The sequence below is a fragment of the Acidovorax sp. GW101-3H11 genome (assembly GCF_001633105.1).
Classification (GTDB): Bacteria; Pseudomonadota; Gammaproteobacteria; order Burkholderiales; family Burkholderiaceae_C; genus Acidovorax.
This window is the reverse complement of sequence record NZ_LUKZ01000009.1, coordinates 187,970-204,766: the sequence shown is the minus strand read 5'-3', so window position 1 is coordinate 204,766 and position 16,797 is coordinate 187,970. Positions and strand designations below refer to the sequence as shown.

Genomic DNA, 16,797 nt, shown 5'->3' with positions numbered 1-16,797 from the left:
CCCGGCGGAGACAACCATGAAGATTCCACACAGCCTGATGGCAGCCACGCTCGCCCTTTCAGGTCTGGCCATGGCCCAGGACAACTACCCGAGCAAGGCCATCACGCTCACCGTGCCCAACCCGCCCGGCGGGGTGGTGGACACCTCGGCACGCCTGCTCAACGAGCCCCTGGCGCGCGTGCTCGGCCAGCCGGTGGTGATCGACAACAAGGCCGGTGGCAGCGGCAACGTGGCCTATGGCGCCGTCGCCCGCGCCAAGGCCGATGGCTACAACCTGCTGATCTCGTACTCGGCCTACCACGTTGGCAACCCGGCGCTCACCCAGAGCCTGCCCTGGGAGGCCAAGGACTTCGCCCCCGTGGCGCTGCTCACCGTGGCCACCAACGTGATTGCGGCCCACCCCTCGGTGCCAGCCAACAACCTCAAGGAATTCATCGCCTACCTCAAGGCCAACCCGGGCAAGGTGAACTACGCCTCGCAGGGCAACGGTTCGCTCTCGCACATCGGCACCGAGATCTTCAAGCAGCAAAGCGGCACCTTCATGACCCACATCCCCTACCGTGGCTCGGGCCCGGCCGTGGCGGATGTGCTGGCGGGCCAGGTGCAGGTGTTCATCACCACGCCGCCGTCGGTCATGCAGCATGTGCTGAGCGGCAAGCTCAAGGCCTTTGCCGTGACCGGCACCAAGCGCCACCCCGGCCTGCCCAACGTGCCCACCGTGGCCGAGGCCGGCATGCCCGACTTCAAGCTCGAAGCCTGGGTGGGCCTGTTCGCCCCGGCCGCCACGCCGCCCGCCGTGGTGGCCAAGCTCACAGCCAATGTGAAGAAGGCGCTGGACATGCCCGAGACGCGCCAGCGCGCCGACGCAGCGGGCATCGAACTGCGCTACCTGCCGCCCGACGCGCTCGGTGAGCTGGTGAAGACCGAAACCGCCTACTGGGCCAAGACCATCAAGGCCGCCGGTATCAAAGCCGACTGACCGGCCCACAAACATCCCCTGCGCGATCCCATTCCCGGCGCTCCGCGCGCCGGGCGGGCAGCGCTTTGCCCATTGACCCCTGAAAGACCACCATGCAACGCACCTACCGCATCGGGCAGATCGTGCCCAGCTCCAACACCACCATGGAGACCGAGATCCCGGCCATGCTGCGCGCCCGCGAGCAGATCCTGCCCGAGCGCTTCAGCTTCCACGCCAGCCGCATGCGCATGCAGAAGGTCACCCAGGAAGAGCTGGCCGCGATGGACCGCGACTCCGACCGCTGCGCGCTGGAGTTGTCGGACGGCAAGATGGACGTGATGGGCTACGCCTGCCTGGTGGCCATCATGAGCATGGGACTGGGCTACCACCGCATGTCCGAGAAGCGGCTGCACGAGGTCACCGTGGCCAACGGCAAGCCCGCGCCCGTGGTGTCGAGCGCGGGTGCGCTGGTCGAAGGCCTCAAGGCCATGGGCGCCAAGAAGGTCTCGGTGCTCACGCCCTATATGAAGCCGCTGACCCAACTGGTGGTGGACTACATCGAGCACGAGGGCATTGCCGTGCACGACAGCCTGTCGCTGGAAATTGCCGACAACCTGCAGGTGGGCGCGCAGGACCCGGCCGCCCCCGCCGAGCTGGTGCAACGGCTGGACACGCGTGGCGTGGACGTGGTGGTGATCTCGGCCTGCGTGCAGATGCCCTCGCTGGCGTCCGTGCAGGTGGCACAGGACCGGCTGGGCATTCCTGTCGTGTCCGCTGCAGCCTGCACCACCTGGGCAATGCTCAAGCGCCTGGGGCTGGAAACGCGGGTGCCCAACGCAGGCGCGCTGCTCTCCGGCGCCTACTGATCCCTGCAGGGAGCAAAAGGCTTCGTCTTTGGCGAAAGCCGAAAGCAGCCAGGCGGCAGGCTGCAGGGCAACGCCGGATAATCGCCCGATGCCCCGCTCCACCCAACAGCTTCACCCCTTCCGCGAACCCGTCGCCACCCGCCCTGCCGCCACCGTGCTGCTGCTGCGCGATGCCATCGCCGCTGGCGGCGCGGGGGGGATCGAGGTGCTGATGACGCGGCGCTCCGACAAGGCCAGCTTTGCACCTGGTGCGTATGTGTTCCCCGGCGGCGGCATTGACGCGCTGGACGCGGCCCCCGACACCCACGCCGCCGCAGACCGCCGCCCCACACAGAGCGACCTGCACCTCACCCAGGCCATCGCCGCCATCCGCGAGAGTTTTGAAGAGCTGGGTGTGCTGCTGGCCCGCCATGCCAACGGCCCGCGCCGGGGGCAGATGGCCGACGCGCAGGACATTGCCGCCATCGACCGCCACCAGCCCTTTGTGGCGCAATGCACCGCGCGCGGGCTGCGGCTGGCTGCGGACGGCGTCTTCTTGCTCGCGCACTGGATCACCGACCGCGACCTGCCGCGCCGCTTTGACGTGCCCTTTCTGGTGGCCCGCATGCCCGAGGGCCAGGAGCCTGTGGCCGACGAGGCCGAGCAGTTCGAGCCCGTGTGGGTGCGCCCGGCCGACACGCTGGTGCGGCACGAGGCAGGGCAGTTTTTCATGATCTTCCCGACCATCCGCACCCTGCAACGGCTGGCCGCGTTTGGCAGCACTCAGGCGGTGTTTGATGCGCTGAAAAGCGAAGCGCCGCTGTGGACCAGCTGCCCCCGCGCGGGCACGCTGGCGGGCAAGGAAGCCCGCTACATGGAAAGCGACATGCCCTATGGCGAGCTGGCCCTGGTCTGCCCCGATGGGCAGATCGTGCACCCGCTGGATTGGCAGACCGAGCGCCCCGTGCCGCTGCTGCGCAATGTGATGCGCCTCACCGCGCCCAACCCCGGCGTGATGACCGGCCCCGGCACCAACAGCTACCTGGTGGGCGACCCGGCCACGGGTTTCATCGCCATCGACCCCGGCCCGGCGGATTCCGAGCACCTGGACAAGCTCTGGCGCGCCGCAGGCGGCGACATCCGCATGATTGTGTGCACGCACTCGCACCCCGACCATTCACCCGGTGCGGCGCCGCTGCAGGCGCTGTGTGTGCAGGCAGGCAAGCCCCCACCGCCCATCCTGGGCCTGCCCTCGGCCCCCACGGCGCGCGCCGCCAGCCAGTTCACGCCCGACAGGGTGCTACAAAATAATGAGCTACTCAGGCTTTATGGTAGCGCGGGAGAGGCCAAAATAACCCATACCCTGCAGGCCATCCACACCCCCGGCCATGCAGCCAACCACCTGTGCCTGCTGCTGGTGGAAGACGGCTTGCTCTTCAGCGGCGACCACATCCTGAACGGCAGCACCACGGTGGTGGACCCGCCGGACGGCAACATGGCCGACTACCTGGATTCGCTGGACCGGCTGGATGCCGTCTGTGCCGAGCACGGCGTCGAGTTCATCCTGCCCGCGCATGGCTATGTACTGGGAGGCCCTGTGAACGGGGCGCGCGGCGCGATCGCCAAACTCAAGGCCCACCGCCTGGCGCGCGAGGCCAAGGTGCTGGCCGCCATGCAGGCGCTGCCCCAGGGCAGCATGGAAGACTGGGTACGCCACGCTTACGACGACGTACCGCCGCGCATGTGGCCGGTGGCGCAGCGATCGCTGCTGGCGCATGTGGAACGCATCCGGGCACTGCAGCCCGGGAACAACTGACAGGAAAATAAATGCGGCCGCTTCACCCCCAAACCGTTCACGCTGAGCCTGTCGAAGCGCCGCGCAATGCTTCGACAGGCTCAGCACGAACGGATGTGCCTGATCGCCGCCTTGACCGGAACGCCCCTGCGCAAGAGGTGTTCCCCATGAACCCCACTCCACCTCCATGACTGACAAGAACCCCGACCCCACCCACATCCGCCTGGCCAAACGCGTGGCCGAACAGCTGAACTGCTCGCGCAGCACGGCCGAGCAATTCATCGAGGGCGGCTTTGTGAGCGTGGACGGCCAGATCGAGGAAGCCCCCGGCGCGCGCGTGCGCCCCGATCAGGCGGTGGCCGTGGCACCCGATGCCAGCCTGCTGGAGCTGACCCCGGTGACCTTGCTGCTGCACAAGCCCGCTGGTTTTGAAGCGGGCCTGGGCCTGCCAGGCGCCCCCACAGGGCAGGCGGCCCACGCCAGCCGCAGCCAGGGTGCGCAGCAGGCGCTCACGCTGCTCAGCGCCGCATCCCACCTGCCTGAGGACGCCTCGGGCATCCGCGTGCTGCAGCGCCACTTCAAGCAGCTGGAATGTTTCACGCCCCTGCCCACCGAGGCCAGCGGGCTGGTGGTCTACACGCAGGACAAGCGCATTGCACGCAAGCTGGCCGAAGACATCGAGGCGCTGGAGCAGGAGTGCATCGTGGAGGTGAAGGGCGAGATCGTGCCCAATGGCCTGCAGCGCCTGTGCCATGGCCTCAGCTTCAACGGCCGCCCGCTGCCGCCCATCAAGGTGAGCTGGCAGAACGAGACCAAGCTGCGTTTTGCGCTCAAGGGCATCCGGCCAGGCCAGATCCCGGCCATGTGCGAGGCCGTGGGCCTCACGGTGGAGGCCATCAAGCGCATCCGCATCGGCCGCGTGCCACTGGCCAAGGTGCCCGAGGGGCAGTGGCGCTACTTGCAGCCGTGGGAGAAGTTCTGAGGCCGCGCCGGGTGGTGCGCCATCGCGCCCCTTAGCTCCTAAAACAATAGCTATCAAGGCATGATGGTAGCGCGCTGACGGCTTTTTTTCATGATTCCCTTGCGCTGGGGCCGCTGCTACACTGCGCAGCACTCAGGAGGGAGTTCATGAACCAAGAAAGATCCGGTGGCGCGGCGGGGCCGATGTCCACCTTCATGCCACAGGCCATCGACGCCTACCCCGTCGAATTCACCGGCAGCGGGGGCGAGTATTTCCGGGTGTGGATCGTCAACGTGCTGCTGTCCATCGTCACGCTGGGCGTCTACACCCCCTGGGCCCGGCGCCGCACCGCCCAGTACTTCTACAGCCACACCCTGGTGGCGGGCAGCCCCCTCGAATTCACCGCGCAGCAGCGCAAGATGGTGATGGGTTTTGTGATGCTGATGATGCTCACCATCGCCTACAACATCGCCGTGCGAACCGGGCAGGACACGGCTGTGGGCCTGTTCCTGCTGACGGGTGCGGCGCTGGCCCCCTTCATCTGGGCCAGTGCCATGCGCTTTCGCCTCGCGGCCACGCGCTGGCGCGGCCTGCGGCTGCAGTTCACCGCCAGCTGGAAAGAGGTCTACATCGCCAGCTGGCCCGTGTTTGCGCTGGCCCTGGTGTGGTTTGGCGTGTTCTTTGGCATGCAGATGCTGTCGCCCGATCTGGCGCAGGCGCTGGAAGCAGTCGAGGAAGAAAGCACCAAAGCACCCATGCCCAGCTTCACCCCCGCCATGGGCGGCTTGCTGCTGCTGGGCCTGGTGCTGTCGATTCTGTGTTTCATCCGGCTGGAATACAACTTCAAGAGCCTGCTGGTGCTCAAGGCCCAGCTGGGCGCAGAAAAGGGCCGCTGGAAGCCGGTGTACATGGACTTCGTGAAGATCTGGCTGGCCACCGTGGCCGTGTTCATCCTGTGTGTGGTGGGCATCGCCGTGCTGGTCGGCGTACTCGCGGGCAGCTCCATCGCCCTGATGGCCAGCCAGAGCGAGCGCATGGGCCTGTGGATGATCGTGGTGGGCATCGTGTCGGCCGTGGTGGGTTTCTTCATGCTGATCCTGGCCTCGGCCCCCGCCCGGGCCTACCGCGAGGCGCGCATGTTCCAGCTCATGTGGGACAACATCGGCGTGAGCCATGTGGCGCGCTTCAAAAGCCGCCTCAAGAGCGGCAGCTACATCGGGCTGCGCATCAAGAACATGCTGCTCACCCTGCTGACGCTGGGCCTGTACCGCCCGTTTGCGCGGGTGAGTGAGTACCGCATGAAGGTCGAGTCCGTCACCCTGCACATCAAGGGCGGCGTGGAACAGGTGGCGGGCGCCATGGTGCGCCAGCAGCAAGGTGCGCTGGGCGATGCGCTGGCCGACGCGGCTGGTTTGGACCTCATCGGATAAAGCGGAACATCCCCCTGAGGCGCTTCGCGCCTTCCCCCCTTCCCGAATCGCTACGCGATTCGGGAAGGGGGGCGCCGCCAGCGCACGCAAGTGCAACGCTGCATTCCCAGCTTGGCGGCCGCTGGCCTGGGTAGCGCCAGTTTCAACGGCCACAGGCCACCTATCACGTGATGGACGACTGAGATGAATGCAACCCTTCACACCGCAACCCCAGTCCCCGGACGCTGGTTCGATGGCCACAGCAGCAAGGCCCGGCATGTGATGGTGAGCCTGCGGCCCACGCCGCAGGGCCCGTCGCTGGTGCTGCATCCGCTCTCGCAGGCCGGTGCCGAGCCCGTGGTGTTTGCCTGCAAACAGGTGGGCTGGCCCGAGGCCTGGAACGAGCGCAAGCCCCAGCCCCGCGTGGTGGTGGATCTGCGCGACCACGGCAGTGTCGAGATCGACGCCGTGGCCGACTGGCGCGCTGCGCTGGCAGCAGCGGGCGAGCGCCCCGGCATCGCTCAGCGCATGCAGACCCGCTGGCCCATGCTGCTGGGCGTGACGGCCGCCGCCGTCATCGGCCTCACGCTGTTCTACCGCTACGGCACGCCCTGGGCCGCCACGCAGCTCACGCGGTTTGTGCCCCTGGGCTGGGAAACCAGCGTTGCCGAGAACGTGCTCAAGCAGATGGACGACGGCACCCTGAAGCCCAGCAAGCTGCCCCCGGAGCGGCAGGCGCAGCTCAAGGCCCGTTTTGACGTGCTGGTGCAGCAGGCGCCCGCCACGCTGCACCGCTACCCCGACTACCGCCCGCCCCTGACGCTGGAGTTCCGCGCAGGCATGGGCGCCAACGCGTTCGCACTGCCCGGCGGCAAGATCGTGATGACCGACGGCATCGTGAAAGCCGCCGCCGACAAGGGCCTGCCCGACGACGCCCTGGTGGGCGTGCTGGCCCATGAGATCGGCCACGTGGTGCACCGCCACACCACCCGCATGGTGGTGGAGCAAGGCGTGCTCAACATGGGCCTGGGCCTGGCGCTGGGGGACGTGTCGGGCATCGTCTCCACCGGCGCCTCGGTAATGACGGGCCTGGCCTACAGCCGCAGCCACGAACGCGAGGCCGACTGCTACGCCATCGCCCTCATGCGCCACACCGCGCTGCCCACGGCACCCATGGGCCAGCTGCTGCTGGCGATTGCGCGTGACGAGGAAGACGAAGAGGGCAAGGGCAAAAGCAAGGACAAGGGCAGCGACAAGGACAAAAAGGCGCCCGGCGACAACAACCCAGCCGATGCCGCCCACGCCCCCACACCCCAATCCGCCGCCAGCGCTCCCGACACCGCACGCAAGCGCAAACTGGGCAAGGAGGCCGAATCCCACCCGGTGTGGTCGCTGCTCAGCAGCCACCCCGAAACGCTGAAACGCGCCACCGAACTGGAGCAGGGGCATGCGCCGCACTGCGCCAAAAGCTGAATGGATGGTGGAAAGCGGTGCCCAGGGCGGGCACCGCACCCGCGTGCCAGCGCGGGCTAGAAATAAAGTGTGAAGCACGCCGATAAGCCGGATTCTGTGCACTGTGGAAACCCTTGCGGGCTCCCGCAGCGTGACCGCCATTAATCTGGGCCGGGTGTCGCCACCACGGCTCGGTGCTACCTACCCGCCAGCTCTGCGGAACCACATCAACGCTGGCCTACTTGGTATTGCTGCGCGTAGAGATTGCCCGTTTCACCCCCGGTGGTTTGCCTTGCGGCACTCCCCCGGGACTCGTCTCTGTTGCTCTGATCCTCACCTCACGGTGGGCAGCTGTTAGCTGCTACGCTGTCCTGTGCAGTCCGGACGTTCCTCCAGTGCCTGGTTTCCCAGATTGCACCAGCGGCGGTCTGGCGTGCTTCACGGGGTGGATTATCCCGCACTTGGCAATGCCACGCCGCTTTCATACATCACAAGGTGCGCTTCCGTGGGCAACGGAGCCTCCCAGCGATGCAACATGCGCAGCAGCGCGGCATTGGTCAGCGTGGTGTCGCGGTGCTGGTTGCGACGCAGCAGTTCGGGCAAGGGCTGTTCCAGGTGCACGATGTCCACCTGCGCATGGTAGGCATACAGCAGGTCCAGCGTCTTGTCGCGCATGCTGTGCGAGAGGTGGGTGGCATTCCATACGAATGGGGCCTGGGCGCGCAGCAGGCTGCGCGCCTGGTCCCAGACCTGGTGGGCCACCTTGCCTTCGTTGTCGCCATGGGCCAGGCCCAGAGCCTCGCGGGCATCGTCAAACGACACCACAGGAAGGTCTGGCCGGTGCCTGGCCACCCAGTGGTTCTTGCCCGATGCGGGCAGACCGCACATCACCGTGACACGCGATCCCGGCTGCGGATGCAGCGGCTCGTCCGGGTACAGGCGCGTGCCACGGAAGTACTGCAGCGCAGTGTGGGCATCTGCAAAGTGTCGGGGACCATCCCACGCACCCTCCTCGCGCACCAGCTCCTCCAGCAAGAGCAAGTCGTCCAGATGGCTGGCCTGGTCCTGGCAGACGCGCCCGCGCATGTCGGCACGGGCCACTGCCAGCAGCTCAGCCCAGCACAACTCCCACGACAGCTTGCGCACCACGTACTCCGGCGGAGTTCCCCGGTGCGAATGCCACACGAAGAACGGCTGCTGGTGCACAGCGATCAGGCGGCAGATGGCCTCGCGCAGCTCCCACGGGCAGCCACTGAGCCAGAGCAGCACGCGCGCATCCACCGCGCCGCGCTGGGAGTGCCCCGGCTGGCGGATGCGACCCGTGGCCTCGTCCACCACCGTGGTGGCGGGCTTGGCAATGTCGTGCAGCAGCGCGGCCATGAACATCACCCACTGCCGATCCGGCAGGGCTTGCTGGAACGTCGCATCCTCGCGCAGGCACGCGATCACCCAGCGGGTGTGGGTGCCAACATCGCCTTCTGCGTGGTGCACCGGGTCCTGCGGAGTAGTGTCCAGCGCGCGCAGAGCCTCAATGGCTTCACAACACAACGCCCAGTCCAGGTCCTGGCCCGGCAGGGGCAACAGCTTGCGCAGGGTCGCATAGGGCGCCACGCGCATCATCAACGGCGCCATGGGGCACCTCCTTTCCGTGCGCGGCGCACAACACGCGCAGCGTCATTGGCATGGTGGGCTTGCAAAGCCTCCAAACCGTACAAACATTGCGCTCCCAGGTCTGCCCAGTTGCAGCGCAGCTGCGGGGCATACAGATCCACACCAGGAGCCAGACCGTTGGGCACGATGGGGCGCTCGCTGTGGTGCGAGCCCGAATCCAGGATGTGCTGCACAAAATCCGCGCGCACAAGTTTGAAACGCGCCAGCACCTGGTGCTCGTCCTCCAACTTCACATACAGCCCCTCGGCCAACGGCGAGGGGTCGCTCTGCTGGCGGCACAGCGCATGCGGCAACGCCAGGCGTTCGATGGTTGTGTCCAGGGCCTCGCTCCAACGCGGTGTGCGCGCCAGTGAATGGCCGACCAGCGACCACAGCCAATCGGCGCGCTGGGGCATGGGGCCTTCGTACAGCACGGGCACCGATACCACCGGCAGGCCTGCCAGCAGAGCATGTCGCCGCGAGGTAGACAAAAAGCACTGCTCCATGCGGTCCCATACATCGAACTCCAGCAGGTAATGCGGAAGCCTGTCGTAGAACATGGCGTGCTTGGCAAACATCCATTCGCCATACAGCACGTAGCGGTCCTGCAGGCAAGCCAGCAGCCCAGCTTCGTGCGCGCGAGCCCAGGGGTGCAGGGCAGCAAACTGGCGCTCGCGCGCCCCGCCCAGCAGGTAGTGGCCACGGGACTGCAGGCACAGCTCGCCACCTTCGGTGAACGAGATGGCACAGTTGGCACCATCCATCTTTTCTTCGATGACGGCGTGGTGCCCCGCCAGCGGCGCGAGCGGCTGCACATCGGGTGCATCGCCCGCCTGTTGGCGCGATCCTTCCAGATGAGGGGTGCGCGGGTAGCGCAGGATGGGCAGCGAAAGTTGTGCTGCCACAGGGGTATTCGAGAGCGTTTTCGCCATGGCGCGCTCCTCCTTACAAGTCAGGTCTGATCGGAATGCAACCCGTGCATGAGGGTTCTCAGACGCAGGGCGAACCGGCGCGCGCAGAGACAGAAGCGGCGCCCCACAGGGCACCACCACGGGTTGCAAAAAACGAAGAAGCCCGACCGCGTGATCTTGGGCGAGCGCAACCGCGCACGAGGAGGCGCGGAGCAAGGCTGGCAGGCGACATGCCACTGCAGCGCTGAAAGCGGTGCCCGTCGATCATGGCATCGACGGGTACGGCCCAGGGGTGCAGGTCAGAGGTTGCCGACGCGCGGCTTCAGCAAGTGATGAAGAAGAAGGTGTGCATGGAAACTCCTGGCGCCATGGTTCGGCGCGATATGCAAGTCTTGAGGAGTGCTCGCCATGGTGAACATCATCACTCTGGCAAGGGGCGCGATGCTAACGGCTGGGCCACACGCAGGTCAATCCGCGCTGTGCGCGGAATGCAACACTCGCGCACATCCACTCAACGCTGTACGGCCCGCTCCCAATCCAGACCAAACCGCGCCAGATACTTGCGCAGCCGGTCCGCATCATTGACCACCGTGCGCTGCGTGCGCGAGGCCTGGAACAGCAGCCGCCCCGCATCGGACAAGGTGCGCGACTGGTGGCAGACCTGCAGCACGGCCGCCAGTTGGAGCTGGTCGAAGAGGTCCATGGACTCCACCGCCTCGTCGCCCAGCAAAGCCGCTAGTTCGTCGCGCCCCACCCCTCCTGTTGCGGATGCCAGACCATGGCGCGCATCGCTCGCGGGCTGCCACAGCCAGCGCAGCCGCGCGATCTCGGCGTCCACCAGCGGCAAGCCGATGCGGCCGCTATCGGCCAGTGTGGCCAGGCGCGTCACGCTGGCCGAGAGGTCGCGGAAGTTGCCGGTCCACAGCGCATCGGGCGACTGGGCGTAGCGCAGGTAGGCCACACGTGCCTCACTGGAAAAGCGCACGCTGCGGCCCAGCTCTTCGCCCGCGCGCACCAGCAGGTGCTCGACGTTGGGCTCGATGTCCTCGGGCCGCTGGGCCAGGCCGGGCAGCACATAGCTCCAGAGGTTGATGCGCGCGAACAGGTCCTCACGAAAGCGCCCGGCCGCCACCTCGGTGCGCAGGTCGCGGTTGGTGCCCGCCACGAGCTGGAAGTCGCTCTCCACCTCGCGGTCGCTGCCCAGGGGGTAGAAGCGCTTTTCTTCCACGGCCTTGAGCAGCATGGCCTGCTCGTCTGCGCCCAGCTCGCCGATCTCGTCAAGGAACAGCACGCCCTTGTGCGCGGTGCGCAGCAGGCCCGCGCGGTCGGCCGCCGCGCCGGTGAACGAGCCCTTCTTGTGGCCAAACAGCGTAGACGCCGCGCCATCGCCATGCAGCGTGGCGCAGTTCACTTCCACAAACTCGCCCTCGACCTGGTGACGCGATTTCTTCAGCTCATACATGCGCCGCGCCAGGTGCGACTTGCCTGCGCCCGTGGGCCCGGTGAACAGGATGGGCGCACGCGAGCGCACCGCCACTCGCTCCACCTCGTCGATCAGCGCATTGAAGCGCGCGTTGCGCGTCGCAATGCCGCTCTTGAGGAACTGCACCGCGTCCTGCTGCTCGGCGCCAAAGCGCTGCGCGATCACGTCGTAGCGCGAGAGGTCCAGGTCGATCAGCGTGTAGCTGCCCGGGTCGCCCATCTGCTGGCGCTTGGGCGGCGAGGTTTGCACCAGCACGCCCGGAATGCGGCGCGACTCCACCAGCAAAAACAGGCAGATCTGCGCGACGTGCGTGCCGGTGGTGATGTGCGTCCAGTACTCCTCGCGCTCGGTGTCGAAGCGGTAGGCCTGCGTCCAGTCGTACAGCTGGGCATAGACCTCGCCAAAGTCCCACGGGTCGGCAATGGGCAGCGGCACCAGGGTCACCGTGGTCTCGGGTGAGGCGGTGGCCATGTCCGTGCGCACCTGGTGGGCCAGTTCGCGGTGCGGCGGGGTGTAGAGCAGCTCCAGCCGTTCGATCACGACATCCTCATGCTGCACCAGGGATACGGAGGGGCGCCATTTCTCCCACCGGCCAGCGCCCTTGCCAGAGTCGAGCTGGGTGCCCAGAAATCCGATGACCACTTTGTTTTTGTGCATTTATTTTTATCTATTTAACTAGCTTTCATTCTAGTTAACTTGATATCTGCACACCCAATCAATTTCACCACGCAGGAAATATTCACATACAAATCAATAACTTACGGGCATTCCAGGCCATGTATTGCAAGCTGGCACACATCTGGCAATAGAAGATGCATCCAGCACAAGCGGTGACCGCTCACAGGCCGGGGTTAGGACAACCGTTCGCCCCACCGGTGCCGGGCATCCGGGGCCTTCGGGTTCTGTCGATGTTCTGCATGCCGCACATCGCAAACGCTGGGTAACGGCACGGTCGTGGTGACCACTCCGAAAGGAGCTGTCTGGTTCGACTCCAGGCGTGCCACCACTGGTAGCTCAGTCTGGTAGAGCCCCGCCGAAAGGCGGTTGTCGCAGGTTCGATTCCTGCCCACGGTCGCAAGACCTTGATTGGAAGTACCGGTCGAAAGACCACCCGCCGAACGCGGGGAGAGGCCCCGAGGTTGCGCCGCAACCGCAAGGGCCCCACCCCGTCAGCCGGTGGCGGTTTGTGCCAGCACCCGGCACAGCCCACGCCCGCAGCCAGCCGCGCTGCCGCCCTTCCCACTGGGGGATGGGGCAGCAACCACGGCGCACTGCAGGGCCCAGGCTGCGCCCCCTGGCACCCCGCCATCGCTGTAACGGCACCCTGATTGCAATGACGACGACGAAGACGCAACGACAACGAAAGAACGAACGAGGAGAAGAAAAATGATGACGCTGTTTCAACGCACCACCGTCAAGAAGAACGAACGCGCCCTGCTGCTGCGCAATGGCAGTTTTGACCGCGTGCTGCACAGCGGCACCTACTGGCTGTTTGCGGGTACCGACCAGTTGCGCGTAGAGACCTTCGCCCTCGAACAACCCGCCTTCACCCACGGCCTGGCCGAGTACCTGATGGCGAAGGAGCCCGCCGTGGTGGCCGCCGAGTTCGTGCTGGTGAACCTGTCGGAAACCGAAGTGGGCCTGCGCAGCGAAAACGGCGTGCTGGTCGAGATCCTGCCGCCCGGCACCCGCCGCCTGTACTGGAAAGGCCTGGTGGAGGTGAGCGTGCAGGTGGTGGACCTGCAAGCGGGCGCTGAACTGCCCGCCGCACTGGTGGCGCGATTGACGCACACCCAGCTGCGCCAGCGCAGCGTGACCGGATTGACCGGCGTGCTGCAGGTGCAGGTGCCCGAGGGCCAGTGCGCGCTGTTGACGGTGGATGGCAAAGTGGAACGCCTGCTGACCGCAGGCACCTACGCCTTCTGGAAGTACGGCCGCACTGTGGCCGTGGAGCTGGTGGACCTGCGCCTGCAAGCCGTGGAGGTGTCGGGCCAGGACATCATGACCCGCGACAAGGTGGGCCTGCGCCTGAACCTGTGCGCCACCTACCGCTACACCGACGTGCTGCGCGCCTTTGCCCAGTTGCAAAAGCCTGCCGACCACCTGTACCGCGAGCTGCAGTTTGCGCTGCGCGCCGCCGTGGGCACTCGCACACTCGATGAGTTGCTGGAGAACAAGACGGTGATCGACGAGGTGGTGACCGCGCACATGGCCGCCAAGCTGTTGCCCTACGGCATGCAGCTGGAGAGCGTGGGCGTGAAGGACATCGTGCTGCCGGGCGAGATGAAAACCATCCTGACCCAGGTGGTGCAGGCGCAGAAGCAGGCCGAGGCCAACGTGATCCGCCGCCGCGAGGAAACCGCCGCCACGCGTTCGCTGCTCAACACCGCCAAGGTGATGGAGGACAACCCCGTCGCCCTGCGCATGAAGGAGCTGGAGACGCTGGAACGCGTGGCCGAGCGGATCGACAAGATCTCGGTGTTTGGCGGCCTGGACCAGGTGCTGAATGGGCTGGTGAAGATGCGCTGAAACCTGTCTTCCACGCGACGGATGGGCGCCACAGGCTGCAAGGCCGTGCCCCATCCAAAGCCCGTGGCACAGTGCCGCGAACGGGCAAAGAGGAACAGAAAAAAGCAAGACGAAAGAACACCATGAACAACTACGAACAATACGAAGTCGAAAACGGCGTGCCCGTGAAGATGTGGACCAACGGCGTGCCCGTGGAAGAAGACGCCAAGAACCAGCTGCGCAACATTGCACGCCTGCCCATCGTGTTCAAGCATGTGGCGGTGATGCCCGACGTGCACCTGGGGATTGGCGCCACCATCGGCTCGGTGGTGCCCACCCTCAAGGCCATCATCCCCGCTGCGGTGGGGGTGGACCTGGGGTGCGGAATGATGGCGTGCAAGACCACGCTCACCGCCAGCGACCTGCCCGACAACCTGTCCGGCGTGCGCGCTGCCATCGAACGCGCCGTGCCCGTGGGGATGACCCCCAAGCGCTTCGGCCGCGACAAGGGGAGCTGGGATACCCCGCCTGCAGAAACCGACCGCGCCTGGGCGGGGCTGGTGGATGAGTTCGACGAGATCTGCGAGGCGCACCCGCGCATCAAGAACACGAACAACTACAAGCACCTGGGAACGCTTGGAACGGGCAACCACTTCATCGAGATCTGCCTAGACGAACACCAGAGCGTGTGGGTGATGCTGCACTCCGGATCGCGCGGTGTGGGGAACGCCATCGGCACCCATTTCATCGAGCTGGCCAAGAAGGACGCCGAGATGAACCAGCGCAACCTGCCCGACAAGGACCTGGCGTACTTCGAAGAAGGTGCGCAGTACTTCGGTGACTACGTGAAAGCCGTGGGGTGGGCGCAAAAGTTTGCCGCCGCCAACCGCGAAGTGATGATGGGCCGCGTGATTGCCGCGATACGCAAGGTGATCACCAAGCCGTTCGAGACGCACATTGAGGCGGTGAACTGCCACCACAACTACGTGCAACGCGAAACGCACTTCGGGCAAGACGTGTTCGTGACCCGCAAGGGCGCGGTGAGTGCCGAACAAGGCAAGCTGGGGATCATCCCGGGGAGCATGGGGGCCAAAAGCTTCATCGTGCGCGGAAAAGGCAACCCCGAGAGCTTCAACAGCTGCAGCCACGGCGCAGGGCGCACCATGAGCCGCACCAAGGCCAAAAAGCTGTTCACGGTCGAAGACCAGATCAAGGCCACCGAAGGTGTGGAATGCCGCAAGGACGCGGACGTGATCGACGAGATTCCGATGGCCTACAAGAACATCGACGCGGTGATGGCGGCGCAGGAAGACCTGGTGGAGGTGGTGTACACGCTCAAGCAGGTCGTGTGTGTGAAGGGGTAGCCCCCCTGAGCCGCTGCGCGGCTTCCCCCAGAGGGGGACGACGCCCTCGCTGCGGGGCGGCCCTTGCTTGGCGTCTCTCGCCGGGGCCGCGCCAGTATCCGGTGGCTTGGTGAATACTATTTTTTTGATAGCTACCAGCGCATGATCATCAGGCGCAGGAGCCATTTTTTATGCACGAAAAACAACAAAAAATGCTGCACTCCGCCCACACGGTGGCGCCGAACATGCGCGTGGAGGTGGTGCAGGAGCAGCAGCCCCTCACCCTCGACGGCTCCACCGGCGAAGGCGGCGGCCAGATCCTGCGCACGGGCCTGGCCCTGTCCATGGTCACCGGCCGGCCGCTGCACATCACGCGCATCCGCGCCGGGCGGCCCAAGCCGGGGCTGATGCGCCAGCACCTGGCCTGTGTGCAGGCGGCCGTGGCGGTATGTGGCGGGCAGGCAGAGGGCGCCGAGCTGGGCTCGCAAACGCTGGTGTTCACGCCCAGCGCAGTGCGCGCAGGCGACTACCGCTTTCAGATCGCCACGGCGGGCAGCTGCCTGCTGGTGCTGCAGACCGTGTTGCCCGCGCTGATGCTGGCCGATGACCCGAGCAAGGTCGAGCTGTCGGGCGGCACGCACAACCCCATGGCGCCGCCGTTTGATTTTCTGGAGCGGGCGTTTGCACCACTGGTGCGGCGCCTGGGCGTGGGGGTGGACTTGCAATTGCAGCGGCGCGGCTTCTACCCCGCTGGCGGCGGCGAGCTGGTGGCGCACATCACGCCCGCCTCCGCCACCACCCAACCCCTGGCGCCCGTGGATCTGCTGGAGCGCGGCCCGCTGCACAACGCATGGGGCGAGGCGCTGGTGCCGGGCCTGGCGCGCAACATTGCCACGCGGGAGCTGGAGGCACTGGGCCAGCGCATGGGCTGGACGTTTGAATCGGGCCAGCTGCGCCAGCCGCCCACGCGCCAGAACGAAGGGCCGGGCAATGCGCTGATCGCCACGCTGGAGCACGCGCACGTGACCGAGGTGTTCTGCCAGCTGGGCGAACGCAGTCTGTCGGCCGAGCAGGTGGCCAAGCGGCTGGTGGACGAGGTGCGCGCCTACCAGCGCAGCACCGGTGCCCTGGGCCCGCACCTGGCCGACCAGTGGATGCTGCCGCTGGCCCTGGCGGTGTGGCGCAGCGGGCGGGCCGCGCGCTACACCTGCACCGAGGTGACTCAGCACACGGCCACCAACGCGCAGACGATTGCGCTCGGGTTGCCGGTGCGGGTGCAGATCACGCCGGTGGAGCGCGCCATGCAGGTGGAGATCCTGCCCGCGCCCTGACGCTGCGGGCCAGGGGCTGTGCTTTGGCGGACTCCGCTATATCCATATCACCAAAGCCATAGAACAACTGGTTCAGAATGCGCGTGGTACCGCAATACCAGCCCGTGAACCCGTTCGCCCGAGCTTGTCGAGGAGCCCGCCATCGTGCCCC

General features: G+C 66.4%; 12 protein-coding genes, 1 tRNA gene and 1 other RNA gene. 10 read left to right on the top strand and 4 right to left on the bottom strand.

Translation table 11 applies throughout. The annotated features are described in order from the left end of the window. Positions 1-16 precede the first annotated feature (16 nt). The 6 genes from A1D30_RS06985 to A1D30_RS06960 all read left to right on the top strand — a co-directional run bounded on the left by A1D30_RS06985 (position 17) and on the right by A1D30_RS06960 (position 7,441). The gene (locus A1D30_RS06985; protein WP_063460057.1) at positions 17-979 is read left to right on the top strand and encodes a tripartite tricarboxylate transporter substrate binding protein; all 963 of its coding nucleotides are present in this window, start codon (positions 17-19) and stop codon (positions 977-979) included. A 92-nt stretch (positions 980-1,071) separates the two neighbouring features. Continuing rightward, positions 1,072-1,824, top strand: a complete 753-nt coding sequence (locus tag A1D30_RS06980) for a hypothetical protein (RefSeq protein WP_063460056.1) — start codon at positions 1,072-1,074, stop codon at positions 1,822-1,824. A gap of 88 nt (positions 1,825-1,912) precedes the next feature. Next, positions 1,913-3,619, top strand: a complete 1,707-nt coding sequence (locus tag A1D30_RS06975) for an MBL fold metallo-hydrolase (protein WP_063460055.1) — start codon at positions 1,913-1,915, stop codon at positions 3,617-3,619. Positions 3,620-3,785: 166 nt separating this feature from the next. Then, the gene (locus tag A1D30_RS06970) at positions 3,786-4,580 is read left to right on the top strand and encodes an rRNA pseudouridine synthase (RefSeq protein WP_063460054.1); all 795 of its coding nucleotides are present in this window, start codon (positions 3,786-3,788) and stop codon (positions 4,578-4,580) included. 146 nt (positions 4,581-4,726) lie between these two features. Then, positions 4,727-5,989, top strand: a complete 1,263-nt coding sequence (locus A1D30_RS06965) for a YjgN family protein (RefSeq protein ID WP_063460053.1) — start codon at positions 4,727-4,729, stop codon at positions 5,987-5,989. Positions 5,990-6,172: 183 nt separating this feature from the next. After that, positions 6,173-7,441, top strand: coding sequence for a M48 family metallopeptidase (locus tag A1D30_RS06960; protein ID WP_063460052.1), 1,269 nt, complete (start codon positions 6,173-6,175; stop codon positions 7,439-7,441). Positions 7,442-7,508: 67 nt separating this feature from the next. On the opposite strand, the gene rnpB is transcribed toward A1D30_RS06960, so the two are convergent. From rnpB to rtcR, 4 genes are all read right to left on the bottom strand, one after another. Next, positions 7,509-7,860, bottom strand: an RNA gene (rnpB, locus tag A1D30_RS06955) — RNase P RNA component class A. A gap of 10 nt (positions 7,861-7,870) precedes the next feature. Next, positions 7,871-9,052, bottom strand: a complete 1,182-nt coding sequence (locus A1D30_RS06950) for an AAA family ATPase (protein ID WP_242421813.1) — start codon at positions 9,050-9,052, stop codon at positions 7,871-7,873. Continuing rightward, positions 9,040-10,002 carry an RNA ligase family protein gene (locus tag A1D30_RS06945; RefSeq protein ID WP_063460051.1) on the bottom strand — a complete coding sequence of 321 codons (963 nt, stop codon included), beginning with the start codon at positions 10,000-10,002 and terminating at the stop codon, positions 9,040-9,042. Before A1D30_RS06945 ends, A1D30_RS06950 begins: the two co-directional genes overlap by 13 nt. Before the next feature lie 490 nt (positions 10,003-10,492). Then, positions 10,493-12,121 carry an RNA repair transcriptional activator RtcR gene (gene rtcR / locus A1D30_RS06940; RefSeq protein WP_063460050.1) on the bottom strand — a complete coding sequence of 543 codons (1,629 nt, stop codon included), beginning with the start codon at positions 12,119-12,121 and terminating at the stop codon, positions 10,493-10,495. Between the two features lie 345 nt (positions 12,122-12,466). Between rtcR and A1D30_RS06935 the strand changes: the two genes are divergently transcribed. The 4 genes from A1D30_RS06935 (at position 12,467) to rtcA (ending at position 16,646) form a co-directional block, all read left to right on the top strand. After that, positions 12,467-12,539 (top strand) — tRNA-OTHER (locus tag A1D30_RS06935). A 314-nt stretch (positions 12,540-12,853) separates the two neighbouring features. Further along, positions 12,854-13,993: a slipin family protein gene (locus A1D30_RS06930; protein WP_063460842.1), complete on the top strand. Its 1,140-nt coding sequence runs from the start codon at positions 12,854-12,856 to the stop codon at positions 13,991-13,993. 122 nt (positions 13,994-14,115) lie between these two features. Beyond that, entirely contained in the window at positions 14,116-15,336 is a 1,221-nt protein-coding gene (locus tag A1D30_RS06925) for an RtcB family protein (RefSeq protein ID WP_063460049.1), read from the top strand. Between the two features lie 224 nt (positions 15,337-15,560). Beyond that, a complete protein-coding gene (gene rtcA, locus A1D30_RS06920; RefSeq protein ID WP_063460841.1) occupies positions 15,561-16,646 on the top strand; it encodes an RNA 3'-terminal phosphate cyclase in 1,086 nt (361 codons plus the stop codon). Positions 16,647-16,797 lie beyond the last annotated feature (151 nt).